17 protein-coding genes are annotated in these 19,087 nt (G+C 64.7%); 12 read left to right on the forward strand and 5 right to left on the reverse strand.

Annotation, left to right across the window (positions count from 1 at the left end):
• Position 1: 1 nt before the first annotated feature.
• Together nirD and nirB are read right to left on the reverse strand one after the other, a co-directional pair.
• On the reverse strand, positions 2-349 hold the full coding sequence (nirD, locus tag U5A58_RS06955; protein WP_321910337.1) for a nitrite reductase small subunit NirD: 348 nt from the start codon (positions 347-349) through the stop codon (positions 2-4).
• A gap of 29 nt (positions 350-378) precedes the next feature.
• Positions 379-2,955 (reverse strand): nitrite reductase large subunit NirB, encoded by a 2,577-nt coding sequence (gene nirB / locus U5A58_RS06960; RefSeq protein ID WP_321960960.1) that lies wholly within the window; start codon positions 2,953-2,955, stop codon positions 379-381.
• 619 nt (positions 2,956-3,574) lie between these two features.
• Here nirB and cobA point away from each other — a divergent pair.
• From cobA to U5A58_RS06975, 3 genes are all read left to right on the forward strand, one after another.
• Entirely contained in the window at positions 3,575-4,372 is a 798-nt protein-coding gene (gene cobA, locus U5A58_RS06965; protein ID WP_321960853.1) for a uroporphyrinogen-III C-methyltransferase, read from the forward strand.
• A 479-nt stretch (positions 4,373-4,851) separates the two neighbouring features.
• The gene (locus U5A58_RS06970) at positions 4,852-5,571 is read left to right on the forward strand and encodes a response regulator (RefSeq protein WP_321960854.1); all 720 of its coding nucleotides are present in this window, start codon (positions 4,852-4,854) and stop codon (positions 5,569-5,571) included.
• Between the two features lie 66 nt (positions 5,572-5,637).
• Positions 5,638-6,621: a zinc-binding dehydrogenase gene (locus U5A58_RS06975; protein WP_321960855.1), complete on the forward strand. Its 984-nt coding sequence runs from the start codon at positions 5,638-5,640 to the stop codon at positions 6,619-6,621.
• Positions 6,622-6,653: 32 nt separating this feature from the next.
• Here the strand turns inward: U5A58_RS06975 and U5A58_RS06980 are convergent, their stop codons facing one another.
• Entirely contained in the window at positions 6,654-8,048 is a 1,395-nt protein-coding gene (locus tag U5A58_RS06980) for an MFS transporter (protein WP_321960856.1), read from the reverse strand.
• A gap of 23 nt (positions 8,049-8,071) precedes the next feature.
• Positions 8,072-8,800, reverse strand: a complete 729-nt coding sequence (locus tag U5A58_RS06985) for a type IV pili methyl-accepting chemotaxis transducer N-terminal domain-containing protein (RefSeq protein WP_321960857.1) — start codon at positions 8,798-8,800, stop codon at positions 8,072-8,074.
• A gap of 498 nt (positions 8,801-9,298) precedes the next feature.
• Between U5A58_RS06985 and U5A58_RS06990 the strand changes: the two genes are divergently transcribed.
• From U5A58_RS06990 to U5A58_RS07020, 7 genes are all read left to right on the forward strand, one after another.
• Complete coding sequence (locus U5A58_RS06990) at positions 9,299-9,667, forward strand: hypothetical protein (protein WP_321960858.1); 369 nt, start codon at positions 9,299-9,301, stop codon at positions 9,665-9,667.
• A gap of 333 nt (positions 9,668-10,000) precedes the next feature.
• Entirely contained in the window at positions 10,001-11,107 is a 1,107-nt protein-coding gene (locus U5A58_RS06995) for an AI-2E family transporter (RefSeq protein WP_321910350.1), read from the forward strand.
• Between the two features lie 43 nt (positions 11,108-11,150).
• Entirely contained in the window at positions 11,151-12,701 is a 1,551-nt protein-coding gene (locus U5A58_RS07000) for a TolC family protein (protein WP_321960961.1), read from the forward strand.
• Complete coding sequence (locus U5A58_RS07005; protein WP_321960859.1) at positions 12,698-13,819, forward strand: HlyD family secretion protein; 1,122 nt, start codon at positions 12,698-12,700, stop codon at positions 13,817-13,819. The genes U5A58_RS07000 and U5A58_RS07005 overlap by 4 nt, the downstream gene beginning before the upstream one ends.
• A 9-nt stretch (positions 13,820-13,828) precedes the next feature.
• Positions 13,829-14,869, forward strand: a complete 1,041-nt coding sequence (locus U5A58_RS07010) for a DUF2955 domain-containing protein (protein WP_321960860.1) — start codon at positions 13,829-13,831, stop codon at positions 14,867-14,869.
• The gene (locus U5A58_RS07015; RefSeq protein WP_321960861.1) at positions 14,866-15,243 is read left to right on the forward strand and encodes a potassium channel family protein; all 378 of its coding nucleotides are present in this window, start codon (positions 14,866-14,868) and stop codon (positions 15,241-15,243) included. Before U5A58_RS07010 ends, U5A58_RS07015 begins: the two co-directional genes overlap by 4 nt.
• Positions 15,244-15,357: 114 nt before the next feature.
• A complete protein-coding gene (locus U5A58_RS07020) occupies positions 15,358-16,308 on the forward strand; it encodes a hypothetical protein (protein WP_321960962.1) in 951 nt (316 codons plus the stop codon).
• 31 nt (positions 16,309-16,339) lie between these two features.
• Here U5A58_RS07020 and U5A58_RS07025 read toward each other — a convergent pair whose 3' ends face one another.
• On the reverse strand, positions 16,340-17,116 hold the full coding sequence (locus tag U5A58_RS07025) for an NAD(P)H-dependent oxidoreductase (RefSeq protein ID WP_321910357.1): 777 nt from the start codon (positions 17,114-17,116) through the stop codon (positions 16,340-16,342).
• Between the two features lie 84 nt (positions 17,117-17,200).
• Between U5A58_RS07025 and U5A58_RS07030 the strand changes: the two genes are divergently transcribed.
• A complete protein-coding gene (locus U5A58_RS07030; protein WP_321960862.1) occupies positions 17,201-18,097 on the forward strand; it encodes a LysR family transcriptional regulator in 897 nt (298 codons plus the stop codon).
• Positions 18,098-18,207: 110 nt separating this feature from the next.
• Positions 18,208-19,074, forward strand: coding sequence for an AraC family transcriptional regulator (locus U5A58_RS07035; RefSeq protein WP_321910360.1), 867 nt, complete (start codon positions 18,208-18,210; stop codon positions 19,072-19,074).
• Positions 19,075-19,087 lie beyond the last annotated feature (13 nt).

The raw sequence follows: 19,087 nt of genomic DNA on the forward strand, positions 1-19,087 counted from the left end.
GTCAGGCGGCAACCCAGACCTGACCGTTTTCCACGCGTGCGGCAAACGCGTTGACCGAATGCTGGGGCGCTTCGATACATTCGCCAGTGGCCAGATCGAAGTGATGCTTGTAGATCGGCGAAGCGACTACGACACGCTCACCAAAACTGCCGACGAGTCCGCGCGAAAGCACCGCGGCATGCGAGTTTGGGTCGTAGTTGCCGATGGCGTACACGCGCGCGCCGCCGTCGTCGACATGGAACACAGCGACCTGCTCGCCCTTCACGAGCGCACACACGCCGGTGTTCGGCACGATATCGTCGAGCGTGCAGACGGGAACCCAGTCGCCTTGCCTAAGTTCGTTGCTCATTTCGTACTCCTCGGTTCGATAAAAGGGAATCAGACGGTTTCGACGACTACCGGAATCGCGCTCAGCGCTTCATGTCGCGTGAAATGCGGCGCCGCTTGCGACACCTGCGTGCGCTCCTCGGGCGTGGCCGGCCGGATCTGGCCACGCTCTTCAATGAAGGCGACGTGCTGGTCGCCTGCATCGCTATTGACGAAGTGGCGGAAGCGGCGGCGCGTTTCAGGATCGGTCACGGCCTTCTTCCATTCGCATTCGTAGGTGTCCACCACGAGCTGCATTTCTGCTTCGAGTTCGGCGCCAAGGCCCAGCTTGTCGTGCACGATCACGTCAATCAGATAGTCGAGGCCGCCTTCGAGGTTGTCGCGCCACACGCTCGTGCGCTGCAAACGGTCAGCCGTGCGCACGTAGAACATGAGGAAGCGGTCGACGTAGCGCACGAGCGTCGCCTGATCGAGATCGGCAGCGAGCAGCTCCGCATGGCGCGGCTTCATGCCGCCGTTGCCGCACACGTAGAGGTTCCAGCCCTTCTCGGTCGCGATGATGCCGACGTCTTTGCCTTGCGCCTCCGCGCATTCGCGCGTGCAGCCAGACACGCCGAACTTGATCTTGTGCGGCGCACGCAGGCCCTTATAGCGGTTCTCGAGTTCGATCGCGAAGCCCACCGAGTCGCCCACGCCGTAGCGGCACCACGTCGAGCCCACGCATGACTTCACCGTGCGCAAGGCCTTGCCGTAGGCGTGCCCCGATTCAAAACCCGCTGCGATCAGCTCTTCCCACACGAAGGGCAACTGCTCGACACGCGCCCCGAAGAGGTCCACGCGCTGGCCGCCCGTGATCTTCGTGTAGAGGCCGTACTTCTTCGCCACCTGCCCCACGGCTATGAGGCCCTCGGGCGTGACCTCGCCGCCCGGCATGCGCGGCACCACCGAATACGTGCCGTCGCGCTGAATGTTGGCGAGGTAGTAGTCGTTCGAGTCCTGCAGGCTCGCGTGCTCTTTCTTCAGCACGAATTCGTTCCAGCAAGAGGCGAGAATGCCGCCCACGGCCGGCTTGCAGATATCGCAACCGAGCCCCTTGCCATGTCTCGCGAGCAGTTCGGCGAACGTCTTGATGCCTTCCACGCGCACGATGTGATACAGCTCCTGGCGCGAATAGCGGAAGTGCTCGCACAGGTGATTGTTCACGGCAAGACCCTGGCGTTTCATTTCCGACTTCATGACCTGCGTGACGAGCGGCACGCAGCCACCGCACGACGTGCCAGCGTTGCATGCGCCCTTCACGGCGGCGATGGTCGTCGCGCCGTCGCGCACGGCCGCGCATATTTCGGCCTTCGAAACGTTGTTGCACGAGCAGATCTGCGCGGCGTCGGGCAGCGCTTCCACGCCGAGGGCAGGCTTCACCTTGCCGTCGGCCTGCGGGAGGATCATGAATTCGGGCGACTCGGGTAGCTCGATGCCGTTGAGCATCATCTGCAGCAGCGTGCCGTATTCGCTTGCGTCGCCCACCATGACCGCGCCGAGCAGCTTCGTGCCGCAATCGGACACCACGATCTTCTTGTAGACCTGGCGACGCTCGTCGGCGTAGCGGTACGAACGGCTGCCGGGCGTCTTGCCGTGCGCGTCGCCGATGCTCGCCACGTCCACGCCCATCAGCTTGAGCTTGGTGCTCATATCGGCGCCCGCGAAGTCCGCCGCAACGCCCGCCAGCGCCTTCGCGGCGATGCGCGCCATGTCGTAGCCGGGGGCGACGAGGCCAAAGATCTGGCCTTGCCACAGCGCGCATTCGCCGATGGCGTAGATGTTCGTGTCGCTCGTGCGGCACTGGTCGTCGATCACGATGCCACCGCGCGCGCCGATATCGAGGCCGCAGGCGCGGGCGATTTCGTCGCGTGGACGAATACCGGCCGAGAACACGATCATGTCGGCTTCGAGGTGCGTGCCGTCGGCGAACTGCATGCGGTTGGCGGCCGTTTCACCGTCGACGATCGCCAAGGTGTTCTTCTGCGTGTGTACGCTCACGCCGAGTTCTTCGATCTTGCCGCGCAGCATGCGGCCACCGTCGTCGTCCACCTGCACCGCCATGAGGCGCGGCGCGAATTCCACCACATGCGTGTCGAGGCCCAGATCGCGCAGGGCTTTCGCGCATTCGAGGCCGAGCAGGCCGCCGCCCACCACCACGCCCGATTTCGCGTGCGCGCCGCGCGCCTGCATTGCTTCCAGGTCGGCAATGGTTCGGTAGACGAAGCAATCGGCGCGATCGTTGCCCGCGATGGGCGGCACGAACGCCGAGGAACCGGTGGCCAGCACGAGCTTGTCGTACGCAAGCGTCTCGCCGTTGGACACCGTAATGGTGCGCGCCTCGCGATCGATCGACACCGCCTTGGCATTGAGCACGAGGCGCACGTTCTCGCGCTCGAAGAAGCCGGGCGCCACGAGCGAGAGGTCGTCAGCCGACTTGCCCGCGAAGAATTCGGAGAGGTGCACGCGGTCGTAAGCGGGACGCGGCTCTTCGCAGAGCACGGTCACGCGCGCGTTGGGTGTGCCGTCCGCAAGGATGCATTCGAGAAATTTGTGGCCCACCATGCCGTGGCCGACGACGACGATCTCCATCGCGGCCGAACTGTTCACTTCGTTCGTTGCTTGCACCATGAGCCTCTGCCAATAAAAAAGGCGTCCCGCGATTCCAGCTTCTAAAGAAGCCAGATTCGGGGGACGCCGTTGCCCTGAATACGAAACCCTTGTGCGCCGCGCTTGCTGCTTGCAGCCGAATCCCCATTGATTCGCTATGGCACTTGCTGTGAAGCAATACGCAAGCACTGTGCCAATTCGCGCGCATTCCGCACAACGCCCCGTCTGGCGGACTTCGGCGGTATGCGCGCAGGGCGTCCGGCACTGATGCGGCGCACGCATCGTGATGCAAGCGGGCACAAGATTGGTGCCGTGCAGCACATTCGCTGTGCGCCTCCCGCTTGCGGGTTGCGGCGTCGTCAATTGGGGGGCGCCCTGCCAGTGTGCGGGCGGGGCGAATGCGCGCGCGCTGGTCTGGAACTTGCGTGAGCCCGAGCGTCCGGCAGCGTCGCCGGGCGATGCAACTATGGGCCGCGCGACGTGCGCGGCGTGATTCGAGCTAACCGGACAATGGCGTCCCCTCGTCGCAAGCGGCGAGCGGACGCCATTTGTTTTTGGGCGTTCCCAACGTGGGTACGCGAAACAGGAAAGGAACACAACGATGACGACGGGCAACGAAGGCAAGGTCACGCTGGTGAGCGCGGGTCCGGGCGATCTCGACCTCCTCACGCTGAAGGCGGCCAAGGCGCTTGCGAGCGCCGACGTCGTGCTGCTCGACGATCTCGCGAACGCGGAGATCGCTACGCTCGCGCCGCAGGCCCGCGTGATCCGCGTTGGCAAGCGAGGCGGCTGCCGCTCCACGCCGCAAGCCTTCATCGAGCGCCTGATGCAGCGATACGCGCGCCGGGGGCTGCACGTCGTGCGCGTGAAAGGCGGCGACGCCTTGCTGTTTGGCCGCGCAGGGGAAGAACTCGCGGCATTGCGCAACGCGGGCGTGGCGGTCGAGATCGTGAACGGCGTGTCTTCGGCGTTCGCGGCGGCCGCCGGGCTTGGCGTCTCGCTCACGCACCGCGATCATAGTCAGGGTGTGATCTTCGTGACGGCGCATTTGCGCGACCACAGCGAACCCGACTGGCAGGCACTCGCCGCGACAGGCATGACACTCGCCATCTATATGGGTATGAGCCGGATCGAGTCGCTGTGCGCAACCCTTGCCAACACACTCCCGGCGGCCACGCCTGCAGCCGTCGTGCAGTGGGCGGGCAGCGCTGACGAGCGCCGCGTAACGGGCACGCTCGGCACGATCGCGGCGCACGCGCGCGCGGAGAACCTTGGCAGCCCGGCCATCATTCTCGTGGGCAATGCGATTGGCGAGGCGTCTTCGTTCGCTATTTCAACTGCATCATTCCCCATGGACGCGAACAAGAGGCCAATCACGGCGCAACGGCTGAGTGCGTGACCGCGTCATTAATCTCCTGATTATCACGCTATACATAGGAATGCGAATATATTAAATAGATCAAGCCTTGACCAAACATCTTCTCAACATCCACTGACATAAATCTTTCGTAATTCTCCCCGCACTATCGCAGCGCGCGATGCTTTCATTTCAATGCGAAAAATAAAAACAGTAAGCAAAACAGCGCGTATCACTGTCGTACTAAAGAATTCCTGACCTTCGCCCTACTATTTTCGTACATGCCCTATGGAAATCCCCGATTAAATATTGCGCTCCATGAAAGCGCCGGGAAGGGTTGCCTTGACTAGAATGCAGACATCAACGTAGCAGGCAGCTTTGAGAAAGGTGATCTGCCGTTGCAAAGACTGCTCACGCAGCATTTCTTTCAAGCATTGCGCCACCACCTGCTTCGGTATTCGTTCGAATAGTATTCCTATATAAATCAAGCAAATCATAGGGCGCAGGTAAGGAACAACAAGATGAAGTTGCTGCTCGTCGAAAATAATTCGGGGCTTTCCCAGTGGCTCGTCAGTTTGTTGCGCAGCGAGAATTTCACCGTCGATTGTGTGGGCGACGGCGAAAGCGCGGATCTCGTGTTGAAGTCACAACATTATGACCTCGCACTGCTCGAAATGGACTTGCCGCGCTTGAGCGGTATGAGCGTACTTGTGCGTTTGCGGCGCCGCCGCGACAACCTCCCCGTTCTGATGATGGCAACGAACGGCTCGATCGACGACAAGGTGGCGTGCTTCAGCGCCGGCGCCGACGACTACCTCGTCAAGCCCTTCGACACCCGCGAGTTGCTCGCGCGCATCAAGGCGCTGATACGCCGCCAGGCGAGCGACAAGGCAGCGCGCCTGAGCTGCGGCGACCTGCACTATCGCACGGACACGCGCGCCTTCTGCCACAACGACACGCCGCTGACGCTGCGTCGCCGCGAACATTGCATTCTCGAGGCGCTCATGCTCCGTCAGGGCAGGACCGTCTCGAAGCGCACGCTCATGGAAAGCCTGTTCGGCCTCGACGAAGAACCAAGCCGGGATGCAATCGATATTTACATCCACCGCTTGCGCAAGCATCTCGCCAACTCGAGCGCACAGATCCTGACCTTGCGCGGCCTGGGCTACATCCTGCGAGCAAAGGACGCCGCATTGCTCAAACCCGGCGAGCAACCCTGCCTGCAGACAGAAAGCAAATGATGAACTCCACACGCGCTGCGGCCACGCTCACCCCATGCGCAAACTGCCACCTAAACGAGATCGAGCATGAAAGCCTATGTCATCGAACAGCCCGGCGGCCCGGAGGTCCTGAAGATGCGCGAGATCGCGCCGGCCGCGCCTGGCGTGGACGAGGTACGCATTCGCGTATGCGCGTTCGGCATCAATCGCGCCGAAGCCGATTTACGCGCGGGACGCCTTGGGCCGATTGCCGGCTCGGTCGTGCCGGGGATCGAGGCCGTGGGTGTGGTGGCGGAGGACCCCTCGAAGACATTCCGGGTGGGGGAACGTGTTGCCACTGCGATGGGTGGCCTGCAGGTCTCGCGCAACGGCAGCTACGCGGAGGAAGTCACGGTTTTGCGGCGCAACGTCGTCGCGCTCGGGTCCACGATCTTGCCATGGGAAGAACTGGCCACGTTGCCGCTCGCCTATCTCACGGCGTGGGGGGCGCTTGCGGCGAGCCTCGAGGCGAAAGCCGGGCAGACCTTGCTCGTGCGCGGCGGGACATCCGCCGTGGGCCTCGCTGCGATCGCCTATGCGAATGCCTTCGGGCTCAACGTGCTGGCCACGACACGTTCGGCAACCCACGTCGAACGCCTCTACCATGCCGGTGCGCACGAAGTCCTGATCGACAGCGGAGAAGTCGCCGCCGCAGTCGCGCGTGAATGCTTGCATGTCGACGCCGCGCTCGAAATCGTGAGTGCGGCCAACGTGTGTGACACCGCGAAAATGGTGCGGCCGTTCGGCGGCGTCACCGTCGTCGGCACGCTGGCCGGACCGCCTCTTCTCGCGCCTTTCGACATTGCGCGCGATCTGCCGCCCGCAGTCCGGCTCAGCTTCTTCACGAGCGATCTGCTCGGCACAAAGGCGTTGCCGCTCGACTATGCGCCACTGCGCTTTATCGCTTCGGGCATCGCCAGCCGGAGCATCGCGTCGCTGCACGCCTACACCTTCGAGTTCGACGAGATCAGGAAAGCCCATTACCTGCTGGAAAGCAACCGGGCCCTCGGCAAGATCGTCGTCCGCTTATAGCGGCCCGCCAGTCACGCGCGGGCCACGATGCCTTAGTTGCTTGCGCTCGCTTGAGCGCCCTGCACGACAGCCGGCGCCATCGCGGGCTCTTGCGGCAGCGCCCATTCGAGCCAGCGTGCGCGGTGCAGCACCACCAGAGCGAACGCGGCTGCGGCGATCACGCCGAACGTCGCGAAGCCCATCTGGTAGCTGCCGGTGCTTTCCTTGGCAATGCCCATGATGACCGGCAGATAGAAACCGCCGATCCCGCCCGCCGCGCCGATGATGCCCGACATCAGCCCGGTGCGGCCCTGCCAGCGGCGCGGAACAAGCTGGAACGTCGCGCCGTTGCCAAGCCCGAAACACACGTAGGTGAACGCAAGCAGCGCAATACCCGTGGCGAACGGCGGCATCCACATCGCGAAGGCGAAGTCGCACACCGAAATCGCCGCCAGCAGCACCACGAGCGCACGCACGCCCGAAATGCGATCGGCGATCAGGCCGCCGAGCGGACGTACCATCGCGCCGGTCAGCGCGAGCAGCGACATCACCACGCCGGCTTCGAGCTTCGGTACCTGGTAGAGCGAAATAAGCAGCGTCGAGACATAGGACGACATGCCGACAAAGCCGCCGAACGTGATGCTGTACACGAGCATCACGACCCACGTGTCGCTTTCCGTCAGCACCGCGCGATAGTGCCGCGGCAGCACGGCAATGGCGAGCAGCGCGCCGAACACCGGCAACAAAAGCACGCCGGTCTTGCCCGCACCGAACACGCCGGCGTGCACGGCGAGCACAAGCGCGATCAGCCCGGCGAGCGTGATACCGAACGAGCGCAATGCCTTCGCCGCGCTGCCGGACTTGTGGCCGAGATCGCGGGCCCAAAAGATCACGGCCGTCGCGGCCAGCGCGAGCAGCGGCAGCGCCGCGCCCGTGGCGCGCGCCCAGCCATAGTGGCTGGCGAGGCCCGGAAAGAGGAAGCCGTCGAGCACGGCGCCAATATTGCCGGCTGCAGCGAGGCCCAGCACGAGGCCCTGCACCTTCGGCGGATAATTACTGCCAGCCATCGGCAACGCCACAGCGAAGCTCGCGCCGCCCACGCCGAGCAGTACACCGAGCACGAGCAGCAAGGTATAGGACGGCGTGCCCGGCATCAGCAACAGCACGGCGGCGGGAATGGCGGAAAGCGCGATGCCCATCAGCGCGACACGGCGGCCGTCGCAGGCCTGATACAGATTGCCGAGCGTCACGCGCAAAATCGCCGCACCGAGCACCGGTACCGCCACGAGCAGGCCCAGCTCGGCCGGCGTCATCGCGATGTCCTTCTGAATGAAAGGCGCGAGCGGGCCAAACATCACCCACACCGTAAAGCCGGTGTCGAAGTACAGGAAGCACGCGATCAGCGCGCGCCAGTTACCGCTCTTGAGCGAACTTACCAGGTCTTTCACGAGGTTCTCCCCAATAGTGGATCTCAACCCGCAAGTCGGGCATGCATCCGTTGATTTCGGAATCCAGAATGTCTTTCGGGCGCAGCGTCACGCGTTTCGGGCTTGCCGACCACGCCTTGCACGAGCCGGTCCATTTCGCCTATTACGTGCGCCAGCTCCGCCGTGATCACGGCGAATTCGCGGCCGAACTGTCCTGCGCGGGCGGCCGCCACCCTTGCATTGAGCGCGACGATGTTCGCGCGCAGGGAAATGGCGGCGAGCTCGTCGACTATGCCTGCCTGGCGCTTCGCCGCCGCCGCTTCCACGCTGCGCAATTCGTCCTGGTACGCCTGGGTGAGCGTTTGCAGCAGTTCGAGCAGTGGCGTGGCGGCGGTGGTGAGTTCCGTCACTGCTGCCTCGCACACGCCATCGTCCGTCGATGGCTGAACTGAGCGCTCGAGGCACGCACACGCATGCTCGGCCAGCTTCGTGAATGCGCGAATGCGCTCGTCGGCCTTGCGCGCGCCGAAATAGAGTTCGCGCAAAGCGCTCGAAAACACACCCGGAAAGTGGTCGTCGCCTTCTACCAGCCGCGCGTGCGAAGCCGCAAATGTATCGAGGCATTCGCGCGCGATCACGAGCGCGGCGGCGTCGCCACGCAAGCCAAGCAATGCGTGCAGGACGACGCGCTGCGAGAGCATCCGCTGGCGCCCGGCCAGATTGATGAGCTCGCCAACGATTTCCGCCGAGATGTCAGGTGTCGTTTCCCGCATGTTCATCTTTAGTAGTGCAAATAGCATCGCCAAGGATTTGCCAGACCAGGGCGCACCGAGCGAAGCAAAAAAAAGCGTCCCGAAGCGCACCTGCCACGCACGCTGTGCCGTGGAGTGCTGCTTCGGGACGCCGTTGCCCCGCATGATCGAAAAGCCCCGCGCACGGCGGGACGATGATGCAATTCACTGGAGCCGTCATTGGCCCCGGCAGTGATTAAGCAATAGGTGTGCCACACTCTGCGCAAGCGGCGCGCGCTCCGGCGCAACGCCCGGCTGGCGCGGCTCCGCCCGCTCAGACAGCGCGCCCGGCCCGCGCAGTCCGGACCGGCGGCGCACCACCAATCGTGTGCTTCAGATGACTGCTGCTGGTGCACTGCAGCGTAGCCCCGCACCATCGCCGGGCACCGTCTTGCCCTTCGCCGCAACCGCCCTAAGCTTTAAACATCGATCGAAAGCCGCGCTTGCGCGCGTACGCGACGCCGGCTTGGGAGGTGCATCATGAAACCAACTGCCATCGCCTTCGCGAGCGCATGGGTAGCGCTTAGCCTTGTCTGCGGTCCCATCCCGGCTGCGGCGGCCGCCTCGAACGAAGCAACGATAGCGATCGTCGCCGGCACGTACGGCAGCAACTGCGGTGCGCCACACGGCAATGTCACGCGCGATCTCGCCGAGCACTGCGACGGTTTGCTAACCTGCAACTATCCGGTGTCGATGACCGCCTCGAAATCGGGAAGCTGTCGCAATGACTATCTCGCCGAGTGGCGCTGCGGCAGCGAGGAATTCCACAACGCGGCACTGGCCGCCGGTGTGGGCAAAGGCGATCGACTGATTCTCAGCTGCGTGCCGTCGAGTGGTGCGGGACATTGAGGTGTGCGAATAGGAATCAGAACCGCGCCGCGCGCACGACGCCATTTTCAGCGCGCGGCTAACCCGATTCGTCGCCGACCCAAGGCGGGCGGCAGATTCGTTGTCGCCTTTCATCGCGTGTAATAGACTCAACTCAACAGCGCGTTCCGCACAACTCGCAGGCGACTGCAAACATCGTGCAGTTGTGCTCCCGGTCACGGGGTCATGCCGGGAACGAACGCAACGTTAGCGGACAGTTTCTCGTACTACCTGGGGTTCTGGCGGCCCTCGCCGGAACGCGATAGGAGCCACGGCGCGCCCGAGTTGCGCGTCAGGCCAGAGGAGAGACAGACCATGCTGCTGCCCACTACGTCAACGCCAAAGGCGCAGTCCCGGGACTTGCTCGATGTCCTGATCCGCGCCGCGCTGATAGCCGTCCTGGCGATGTTTTGCTTTCGCATCTTCGCCCCGTTCCTCGACCTCATGGTCTGGTCCGTGATTCTCGCGGTCACGCTTTTTCCGCTGCAAATGCGGCTGCAGCGCAGTTTCCCTCACAAAGATGGACTCATCGCCTCGCTCATCATTCTCGTGGCGTTCGGCGTGATCCTCGCGCCAACCTGGCTGCTGGGCGTCGCCGTGGCCGATTCGATCGAGCATGCCATGGGCGTTGCGAAGAGCGGGACGTTCAATATTCCGCCTCCCGCCGACTCGATCGCGCACTGGCCAATCGTCGGCCAGCGCGTATACGACTTCTGGATGCAGGCGTCGACCGACATTACCGGTCTCGTGCAGCGGTTTGCGCCGCAACTAAAGGCGGCTGGCCTCGCGCTGCTTGGCACGCTCACCGGTCTTGGCGCCGCATTGCTGGTTTTCTTTGTATCCCTGATCATTGCGGGCATTCTCATGGCGCACGGCGACAAGGGCTACCGCAGCACGGTGTTGATCGCCTCGCGCATCTCCGGCCCGGAAAACGGCCCGCAGATCGCCGATCTTTGCACGGCAACGATACGCGCGGTCGCGCAGGGCGTGGTGGGCATCGCATTCATCCAGATGGTGCTGATCGGCGTTGGCTTCATCGTGATGGGCATTCCAGGCGCGGGCTTGCTCGCGCTGGCCGTGCTGCTGATCGGCATCATGCAGTTGCCCGCCACGCTCATCACCGTGCCCGTCATTATCTTCGTGATCATGACGCAGGGCGTGAGCACGGCGACGATCGTCTTCTCCGTGTATGAATTCGTTGCAGGCCTCGCCGACAACGTCCTCAAGCCGTTGCTGCTCGGGCGCGGTGTGGCCGTGCCCATGCCGGTGGTGCTGATCGGCGCGATTGGCGGCATGGTCACAGGCGGCGTGATCGGCCTGTTCATCGGCCCGGTAATGCTCGCCGTTGGCTATCAACTGTTCTGGCGCTGGGTGAAAGACCAGCCTCAACCCGAACGCACACGAGAAGAACAGCAGGCGTGAGCCGCGAGGCCGACCTGTGTTCCTCTGCGAGCGCCCTCACTGGCTGCCTCTCGGTGCCTGTTGCATCAGCACGCTGCTGAACGCGTGCATGCACGTGGGCCCCGACTTTCAGCCGCAGCATGAGAGCTGGAGCGAACACTGGAGCAGCGCGTCGATCGATCAGGTCACAGTGATCGTTGCGCAGCCCGGTGAGCAGCCCGACGCGCGGCAATGGTGGCACGTCTTCAGTGACGACAATCTCGAACAGCTGATTGCCGCGGCCGATGCAAACAACGGCGACCTGAAGATCGCGGCACTGCGCGTGATCGAGGCGCGCGCCCAGCTAGGTATCGCGCTCGCGGGGCGTTACCCGCAGGTGCAGCAAGCCAACGCCGACGTGCTGGCCTCGGCACGCAAGCGCCACGACGGTTTCGACCCGCGTTCGGGCGCGTACGTTCAGTATGGTCTCGGCTTCAGCATAGGCTGGGAACTCGACTTCTGGGGCCGCTTCAGCCGCGCGATCGAATCGGCCGACGCCTCATTCTTCGCCGCCCAGGACAACCGCGAAGACGCGCTCGTGCTCGTTCACGCGCAAGTCGCGGACACCTATTTCACGCTGCGCACGACCGAAGCGCGCCTGCGCATTGCGCGCGAGAACGCGCAACTGCAAAAGCGCAGCTACGAAATCACGCAAAAGCTCTTCAAGAGCGGCGAAACCGACGAGCTCGATCTCCAGCAAGCGAAAACACAGTATCTCGGCACGCTGAGCAGCATCCCGGTATTCGAAAGCCAGATTGCGCTGGCGCGTCACGCGCTTTGCGTGCTGCTTGGGCGCCCGCCCGGCCCGTTGCCGGAACTCGACGCACAGCCTGCCAAAGCAGGCTTCGTCCCGCTCATCAACCGTGCCGTGCTTCAGGATGTGCCTGCGAAGCTGTTGCTGCGCCGCCCGGATGTGCGCGCGGCCGAGCAACAGATGGCCGCGCAGTCGGCGCTGATCGGCGTGGCGAAGGCCGATCTGTACCCGTCGGTTTCACTGGTCGGCTCGCTCGTGTGGAGCGCCAGCTCGCTTGCCGGGGCGCCGAGCACGCTTGCCGTGGTGGGCGGCCCGAGCATCACCTGGAATCTGTTCGATCACGGCCGCATTACGAACAACGTGCGCGTGCAGGACGCGCGCCTGCAGCAGTTGATCGTCGCGTATCAGGATACGGTGCGCGAAGCGGCGCGCGAGGCTGACGACGCCGCTACGGCGCTGAGCGCGGCGCTGCAGCGCGATACGATCCTGCACGACGCGCAAGGCGCTGCGCAGCGCTCGCTCACGCTCGCCAATACGATCTACCGCGAAGGGTACTCGGACTTCCAGCGCGTGCTCGACGCGCAGCGCGCACTCTCCGCGCAGCAGGACGCGTTCGTCGTCAATCGCGGCAACGCCGTGAGCAGCCTGATTGCGCTGTACAAGGCCGTGGACGGCGGCTGGGATCTGCCGCAGCCGCTCATCGATCCCGCCACGCGCGCGCAAATGCAGCGGCGCACGGACTGGGGCGACCTGCTCGACGAAACGACGCCTCCCGCCGCCGCGCAGCGTCCTGGCAATCAACCGGATGGGCCGACACAATGAGCCGAGCGCCCGAACCTTCGAGCCCGCCGCCGGCACCGCCACCGGCTTCCGACTCGTCCGGCAAGGCGGTCAAGTGGACCGTCATCCTCATCGCCATCAGCCTCATCTGGTACCTGCTCGCCGATCGTTTCACGCCGTATACACAGCAAGCGCGTGTTGCGGCCTACGTCGTGCCCGTTGCAGCCGAGGTATCGGGACGCGTAACGCGCGTGCTCGTGCACAACAACCAGGAGGTCAACGCGGGCGACGTGCTGTTCGAGATCGACAACACGCAATATCGCATTGCCGCCGACCGCGCGCGCGCCGACCTCGAATCCACGCGCCGGCAGATCGGCGCGAGCACGGCCGGGATCGAATCGGCGCAAGCCTCGTTGCGCGCGGCGCTCGCCAACGAAGTCAAGGCACGTCAGGATAGCGACCGGCTGGAACGGCTGTATCGCGAAGACGAGGGCACAGTCTCGCTGCGGCGGCTCGAAGTGGCGCGCGCCACGCACGAGCAGGCACAAAGCCAGGTCGAAAGCGCCCGAGCCGAAATCGAACGCGCGCGCGAGCAGCAAGGCGGCAATGAAGCGGAAAACGCGCAGTTGCGCAGTGCGGCCGGCGCACTCGAGAAGGCCGAACTCGATCTCGCCAATACACGCATTCGCGCGCGCTCGGCCGGCGTCATCACCGACCTGCGCACGGAAGTCGGCCAGTTCGCGGCGGCGGGCAATCCGGTCATGACACTCATCGCCATTCACGATGTCTGGGTCAGCGCGGACATGACGGAAAACAATCTGGGCCATCTTCATGCGGGCACACCCGTCGCGATCGCACTGGACGCGCTGCCGGGCGAAGTGTTCACGGGACGCATCCGCAGCATCGGCTATGGCGTGAGCGTTGGCCAAAGCACGCCGCCCGGCACCCTGCCCACCGTGCAGAACAGCCGCGACTGGCTGAGGCCCGCACAACGCTTTCCCGTGATCGTCGAGTTCGACGATCACGAACGCGCGCGGCTGCGCAATGTTCGTGTGGGCGGCCAGGCCGAGGTGATGGCGTTTCCGGGCGCAGGCAACCCGCTCAACCCGCTCGGCCGCGTGTTCCTGCGCGTGATGAGCTGGCTCGCCTACCTCTACTGAGCGGCCCCAATGCAAACGAGCCCATCGCCTCCCGGCCGCCGCGCGCTGCGCCTGGCCACGGGCACGGCGCTCACGCTCGCTATCAGCTTCGCGTTCGAGTTCCCGATTCCGGTGATCGCGCCGGTCCTCGCCGTCTTTCTGCTGGCCACGCAGAACCGGCCGCTTTCGCTCAAGGCGGCGCTCGCACTCGCGCTGGTCGTTGCGGGCACAACGGGCAGCGGCCTGTTGCTCGTTCCTGTGCTGCGCTATTACCCGTTCGCCGGCGTGCTGCTCGTCGGGCTTTGCCTCTTCCTTGCGTTTCGCGCCGGGCTGCGCGGCGGCAACAACCTCGTAGCGACGTTCCTCGCGGCGGGCCTCACGATGATTACCGCAGCCGGCGTGGCCGACCAGCAACTGGCCGCCACGGTGGTCGGCGCGCTCGTAAAAGGACTGCTGCTCGCCGTGCTCGCTTCGATCTTGAGCCACGCCCTCTTTCTCGAGACCGGACCTGTGCTCGCCAAACCCGCCGCGCGCGTCATGTCGCAGGCAATGGCATCGCGCGTCGCCTTGCAGGCCGCGCTCGTGGTCATGCCCGCCTGGCTGCTGGCGATGAACGACCCGGCGAGCTACATGCCGATCATCATGAAGTCCGTGAGTCTTGGCCGGCAAAGCTGCACCACGTCGGCACGCGACGCGGCGCGTGAGTTGCTCGGCTCCACGGCGCTTGGCGGGCTGCTCGCCGTTGCGTTCTGGTTTTCGCTCAGGCTCTTTGTGAATATCTGGATGTTCTACCTGTGGATGCTGCTGTTCGGCTTGATCGTGGCACGCAAGCTGTATCGCATCCGTCCAACGCGCTACTCGCCTGGCTTCTGGCTGAACGGTCTCGTGACGATGATCATTTTGCTGGGTCAGTCTGTCCAGGACAGCGCGGCGGGCAAGGACGTTTACCGAGCATTCGCGGTGCGCATGGCGCTCTTTCTTGCCGTCACTGCATACGCGTGCCTGATGCTGCAGATATTCGAGCGGTTTGCGCCGCGTGGCTCCGTATCGCTCGAGAGGAACACGCCATGAACGACGCGCCCCAAAATGCGGTCCACGCCCCGAAGGCGCGAGCGATCCTGCTGGAATCGGGCCGGACCATCTGGTATATGCGCCTGCTGCTCGGCGGCCTTCTACTGATATTCGTTATCCTTACTGTTTGCATGTTCTATTTCGGCGGCGTCGTGGAAACGCTGAACCGCCCCCCTTCGCCGATGGGCGAGACCGTGTACTTCTGCGCGATCACGGCTCCGACCGTCGGTTACGGCGATATCGCGCCGACCACCGTGTTCGGTCGCATCGACGCGGTGCTGCTCGGACTGATCGGCGTGTTCACCGGGTTGATCGTTGCCGCCGCTGTGCGCGGTGTGCAGGAAGCCTCACGCGAGGCGCGTGAGCGGGCGTGAGCAGGCATAAGCAAACTCAAGCAGGTGTAATCAGACCCAATCGGGCATCGGGACCCGGCAGGATCGAACATGACGAACACCACCGTCCGTTGGGCGCAACTGCGCGTCGCGCTAATGAAGATTGGCGCGGCGGCACTCGCGGCCGCGCTGCCCCTGCAAACGCACGCGCAGAGCATACCGAACCAACTGTCGAGCCGCACGGTGATAGGCGGCAACATCAAGCAACATGCGGATGCCGTGCTGGCCATCATGACCTACACCACGGTTCCGGACGTCACCACCAGTTCGCTTTCGATCAACAACGGCGCCACCGGCAACCCCGGCTTTGGCCAGACACAGCTGGGCGGCGGCTTCACGCTTAGCCGGACGTTCCCCTTGTACATGGAAGGCACGCTCGCTTATAGCCGCTACGACCCGACGTTCATCGCCACCGACGGCGAGGAACAGCGCGCGCTGCCCACGAGGTGGAATACCTTTAGCGGCACGGTGGGGCTAGGCTGGGACTTCCGCATCACCAACGAGCTCGTGTTTCGCCCGATCATAAACGGCACGATTGGGCGTGTTTCCAGCGATCTGAGAATCGGACAAACGTTGTTCAACCATGTCACGGACAGCAATCTCCAGTTCCTGAACAACGGCTATCTCGACGCGTACGGCTACGGCGGCTCGCTCATGCTCGACTATGAGCACTACCGCGAGAACTACGAAATCGACGCGGAGTTGCGCGCAACCGATATTTACCTGCGCAGCTTCGGCGGCAGCGCGCAAGCGGTCCAGGGCTCGGCCATGGCGCAGCAAGTGAGCCTCTGGACGCGCTGGCGCGCGCCAACGGGCTGGCACGCGCTGGACAAGCCTGTACGTTACGTGCTGGAGTTCGCCTACTCGCATTACTATGGCGACAGCGCCGGGGTACTCGGTTTCAACGAGCTCACGTCGCTCGGCGTGGGCCTCGAACTCGACAGCAGCAGGTATCCCATCATCATCACCCGTACGCGGGCAATGGTGCGCTACGTGTTTGGCCACAACGTGCACGGCGTTTCGTTTGGCCTGGCGGTCAGTTTTTAGGATTTCGAATGATATCCATGACTGCATCCGCTTACGCGACATGCGCCGCAAACCCCGTGCGTTCCGGCGCAACGTCTTCGCGCAGCGTGAGCGCCGGGATTTCATACGCGCCGCCATTCTGCTTGCGAAACGCGATGGGCGCGCTGTGCGCCAGTGCATCGAGGCGCTCGCCGAGCGCGTCGAGCGTTTGCGCGTAGCGCGCGTCGTCCATGCGCCCCGTGCGGTACACGAGAAACGGTGGCAGCACGTCGTAGCCCGGGTAGTAGAGCACGCCATGATGGATCGGGAAGAGGATGTCGTCGATCGGCCCGTTCACGCCGCGCGGTCCGTAGTGCGACGCCCAGCCGCCCATGGTCACGACGAGCATCGCGCGCTTGCCGGCGAGCGTGCCCTCGCCATAGCGGTCTCCCCAGCGCACGTCGGAGTGCTCGCCCACGCCATAGGCGAAGCCATACGCAAAGACACGCTCCACCCAGCCCTTGAGGATGGCAGGCATGGAGAACCACCAGAGCGGAAACTGCAGGATGAGCGTATCGGCCCACACAAGCCTCGCCTGCTCGCGCGCGATGTCCGCGGCCTGAAGGCCGTTCTCGAACGCGTGTTTCGAATCGAGCGACGGATGAAACGGCGCGTCGCCGCGGCGCTCGAGACTGTCCTGCGCATCGATCGTCGCTTTCCAGTTCATGGCGTAGAGGTCCGACACCTGAACGGCGTGACCCGCCGCCTCGAGACGCTGTACGGTGAAGTCCCTGAGCGCGCCGTTGAGCGACTTCGGTTCGGGATGGGCATAGACAAGCAGGATATTCATGGCGAGGGCTCCGTGGTCTGACACGAACCCAGCTTAGTTGCCCGGCTGCTATAGTGGAAATGAATAACGGAAATACCAGCCATTATGTCCGCTAATTTACGCAGCCTCGACCTCAACCTGCTCGTCACGCTCGACGTGCTGCTCGCCGAGCACAACGTCACGCGCGCGGCGCAACGCCTGAACTTCTCGCAACCCTCGGTCAGCGTGCATCTTGCGAAGCTGCGCGAGATCCTGGGCGATCCGCTGCTGCTGCCGGGCCCGCGCGGCATGCAGCCCACGGCGCGCGCGCTCGCGTTGCGCGAGCCGCTACGCGAGGCGCTCGAATCGCTCGAGCGCGCCATTGCGCCCGAGCGCCCGTTCGATCCAGCCGGCGCCCGCGATACGTGGCGCGTGGCGGCGAGCGACTACGGCGAGTCCACTATCGCGTTGCCAGCCCTGCGCGGCTTGCGCGAGGCCGCGCCGCACACGCGCCTTGCCGTGGTGGAACTGGCGCCTGCGCGCGTCGCGAAGCAGGCAGCGCAGGGCGAAATCGATCTGGCGTTCCACACCACCCGCGAAGCGCCCGAGAACCTGCGCCGGCGAGCGCTCTTCACCGAGCGCTACGTGCTTGCGGGCCGCGCGGACCATCCGCGCCTCAAGCGCCGTCCGGGGGCGAAGCAGTTCTGCGCACTCGAGCACGTGATCGTCTCGCCCGATGGCGGCGGATTTCACGGCATCACCGACGAAGCGCTGGCGCAAGCCGGACTCACGCGGCGCGTCGTGCTCTCCGTCCCGCACTTTCTTTTTGTCATTTCCGTGCTCGAGCGCAGCGACCTCGTGGCCATGCTGCCGTGGCGGCTCGTGCGCGAGAAGGCGGCGCTACGCGTGGTCGAGCCGCCTATCGAGGTGCCCGGCTACGAAATGTGCATGCTCTGGCACGAGCGCTCGCACCGCGACCCCGCGCATCGCTGGCTGCGTGAGCAGATCGCTCGCGCGGTGTAGTGCGGCGCACGGCGGGCGTGGGCCGCCAGCGCGTGCGGCGCGCCTGTGCCACAATCCCCGTGGCGCCGCACCGGCCCCAGGCCGCATTGCGCCGCACATAAGCCACCACCATGAATCCGATCGATCCCCAGCGCCGCGCCGACTGGCTGCTGCGCGCCGAACCCGTTGCGGGCATAGAACGTATCGAAGCCTTCTTTCAAGGGAAGGCGTTTGCGATGCATCGCCACGACACCTACGCGATCGGCCGCACGCTCGCGGGCGTGCAAAGCTTCAAGTACCGGCGCGGCACGACCCACAGCCTGCCGGGCCGCACGATGGTGCTGCATCCCGACGAGCCGCACGACGGCCAGGCCGGCACCGGCGAAGGCTTTCGCTACCGCATGATCTACGTGCAGCCCGCCGTGTTCCAGCACATGCTGGGCGGCCGCGCCCTGCCCTTCATCGAGGGCGGCGTGACGAACGATCCCCGTTTATGGGCGGCGACCGAGGCGCTGCTGCAACAGGTCTCGCAAGGCCTCGACCCGTTCGAGCAGAGCGACGCGCTCGCGGAACTGGCACACGCGCTCGCCGCCGTGGCAGGCACGCCGCCCGCGCGCTCCAAGGGCGACTTCGCGAGCGCGCAGCGCGCCCGCGAGTACCTCGACGCGCAGTGTCAGCAGGCCGTTTCGCTCGACGCGCTCGAACACGCCGTGGGGCGTGACCGCTGGAGCCTTTCGCGCGACTTCCGCATGTTCTACGGCACGAGCCCCTATCGCTACCTGACGCAACGGCGTCTCGACGCCGCACGCGCGATGATGCTGCGCGGCATGCCGCTCGCCGATGTGGCGGCCTGCGCGGGGTTCACGGATCAGGCCCACATGACGCGCCATTTCACGAAGACCTACGGCATTGCGCCGGCGCGCTGGTTGCGCATCGCGGGCGGCGCATCGGAGCGCATCGTCACGATCGTTCAAGACACGCGACGCTCTGGGGCGTAGTCTCGAACGGGTC

The sequence above is a fragment of the Paraburkholderia sp. J7 genome (assembly GCF_905220155.1).
Classification (GTDB): Bacteria; Pseudomonadota; Gammaproteobacteria; order Burkholderiales; family Burkholderiaceae; genus Paraburkholderia.

What these genes read in the sequence shown, in the direction of transcription:
- nirD (WP_321910337.1), bottom strand. Translation starts at nt 349, where the DNA reads ATGAGCAACGAACTTAGGCAAGGCGACTGGGTTCCCGTCTGCACGCTC.
- nirB (WP_321960960.1), bottom strand. Translation starts at nt 2,955, where the DNA reads ATGGAGATCGTCGTCGTCGGCCACGGCATGGTGGGCCACAAATTTCTC.
- cobA (WP_321960853.1), top strand. Translation starts at nt 3,575, where the DNA reads ATGACGACGGGCAACGAAGGCAAGGTCACGCTGGTGAGCGCGGGTCCG.
- U5A58_RS06970 (WP_321960854.1), top strand. Translation starts at nt 4,852, where the DNA reads ATGAAGTTGCTGCTCGTCGAAAATAATTCGGGGCTTTCCCAGTGGCTC.
- U5A58_RS06975 (WP_321960855.1), top strand. Translation starts at nt 5,638, where the DNA reads ATGAAAGCCTATGTCATCGAACAGCCCGGCGGCCCGGAGGTCCTGAAG.
- U5A58_RS06985 (WP_321960857.1), bottom strand. Translation starts at nt 8,800, where the DNA reads ATGCGGGAAACGACACCTGACATCTCGGCGGAAATCGTTGGCGAGCTC.
- U5A58_RS06990 (WP_321960858.1), top strand. Translation starts at nt 9,299, where the DNA reads ATGAAACCAACTGCCATCGCCTTCGCGAGCGCATGGGTAGCGCTTAGC.
- U5A58_RS06995 (WP_321910350.1), top strand. Translation starts at nt 10,001, where the DNA reads ATGCTGCTGCCCACTACGTCAACGCCAAAGGCGCAGTCCCGGGACTTG.
- U5A58_RS07005 (WP_321960859.1), top strand. Translation starts at nt 12,698, where the DNA reads ATGAGCCGAGCGCCCGAACCTTCGAGCCCGCCGCCGGCACCGCCACCG.
- U5A58_RS07010 (WP_321960860.1), top strand. Translation starts at nt 13,829, where the DNA reads ATGCAAACGAGCCCATCGCCTCCCGGCCGCCGCGCGCTGCGCCTGGCC.
- U5A58_RS07015 (WP_321960861.1), top strand. Translation starts at nt 14,866, where the DNA reads ATGAACGACGCGCCCCAAAATGCGGTCCACGCCCCGAAGGCGCGAGCG.
- U5A58_RS07020 (WP_321960962.1), top strand. Translation starts at nt 15,358, where the DNA reads ATGAAGATTGGCGCGGCGGCACTCGCGGCCGCGCTGCCCCTGCAAACG.
- U5A58_RS07025 (WP_321910357.1), bottom strand. Translation starts at nt 17,116, where the DNA reads ATGAATATCCTGCTTGTCTATGCCCATCCCGAACCGAAGTCGCTCAAC.
- U5A58_RS07030 (WP_321960862.1), top strand. Translation starts at nt 17,201, where the DNA reads ATGTCCGCTAATTTACGCAGCCTCGACCTCAACCTGCTCGTCACGCTC.
- U5A58_RS07035 (WP_321910360.1), top strand. Translation starts at nt 18,208, where the DNA reads ATGAATCCGATCGATCCCCAGCGCCGCGCCGACTGGCTGCTGCGCGCC.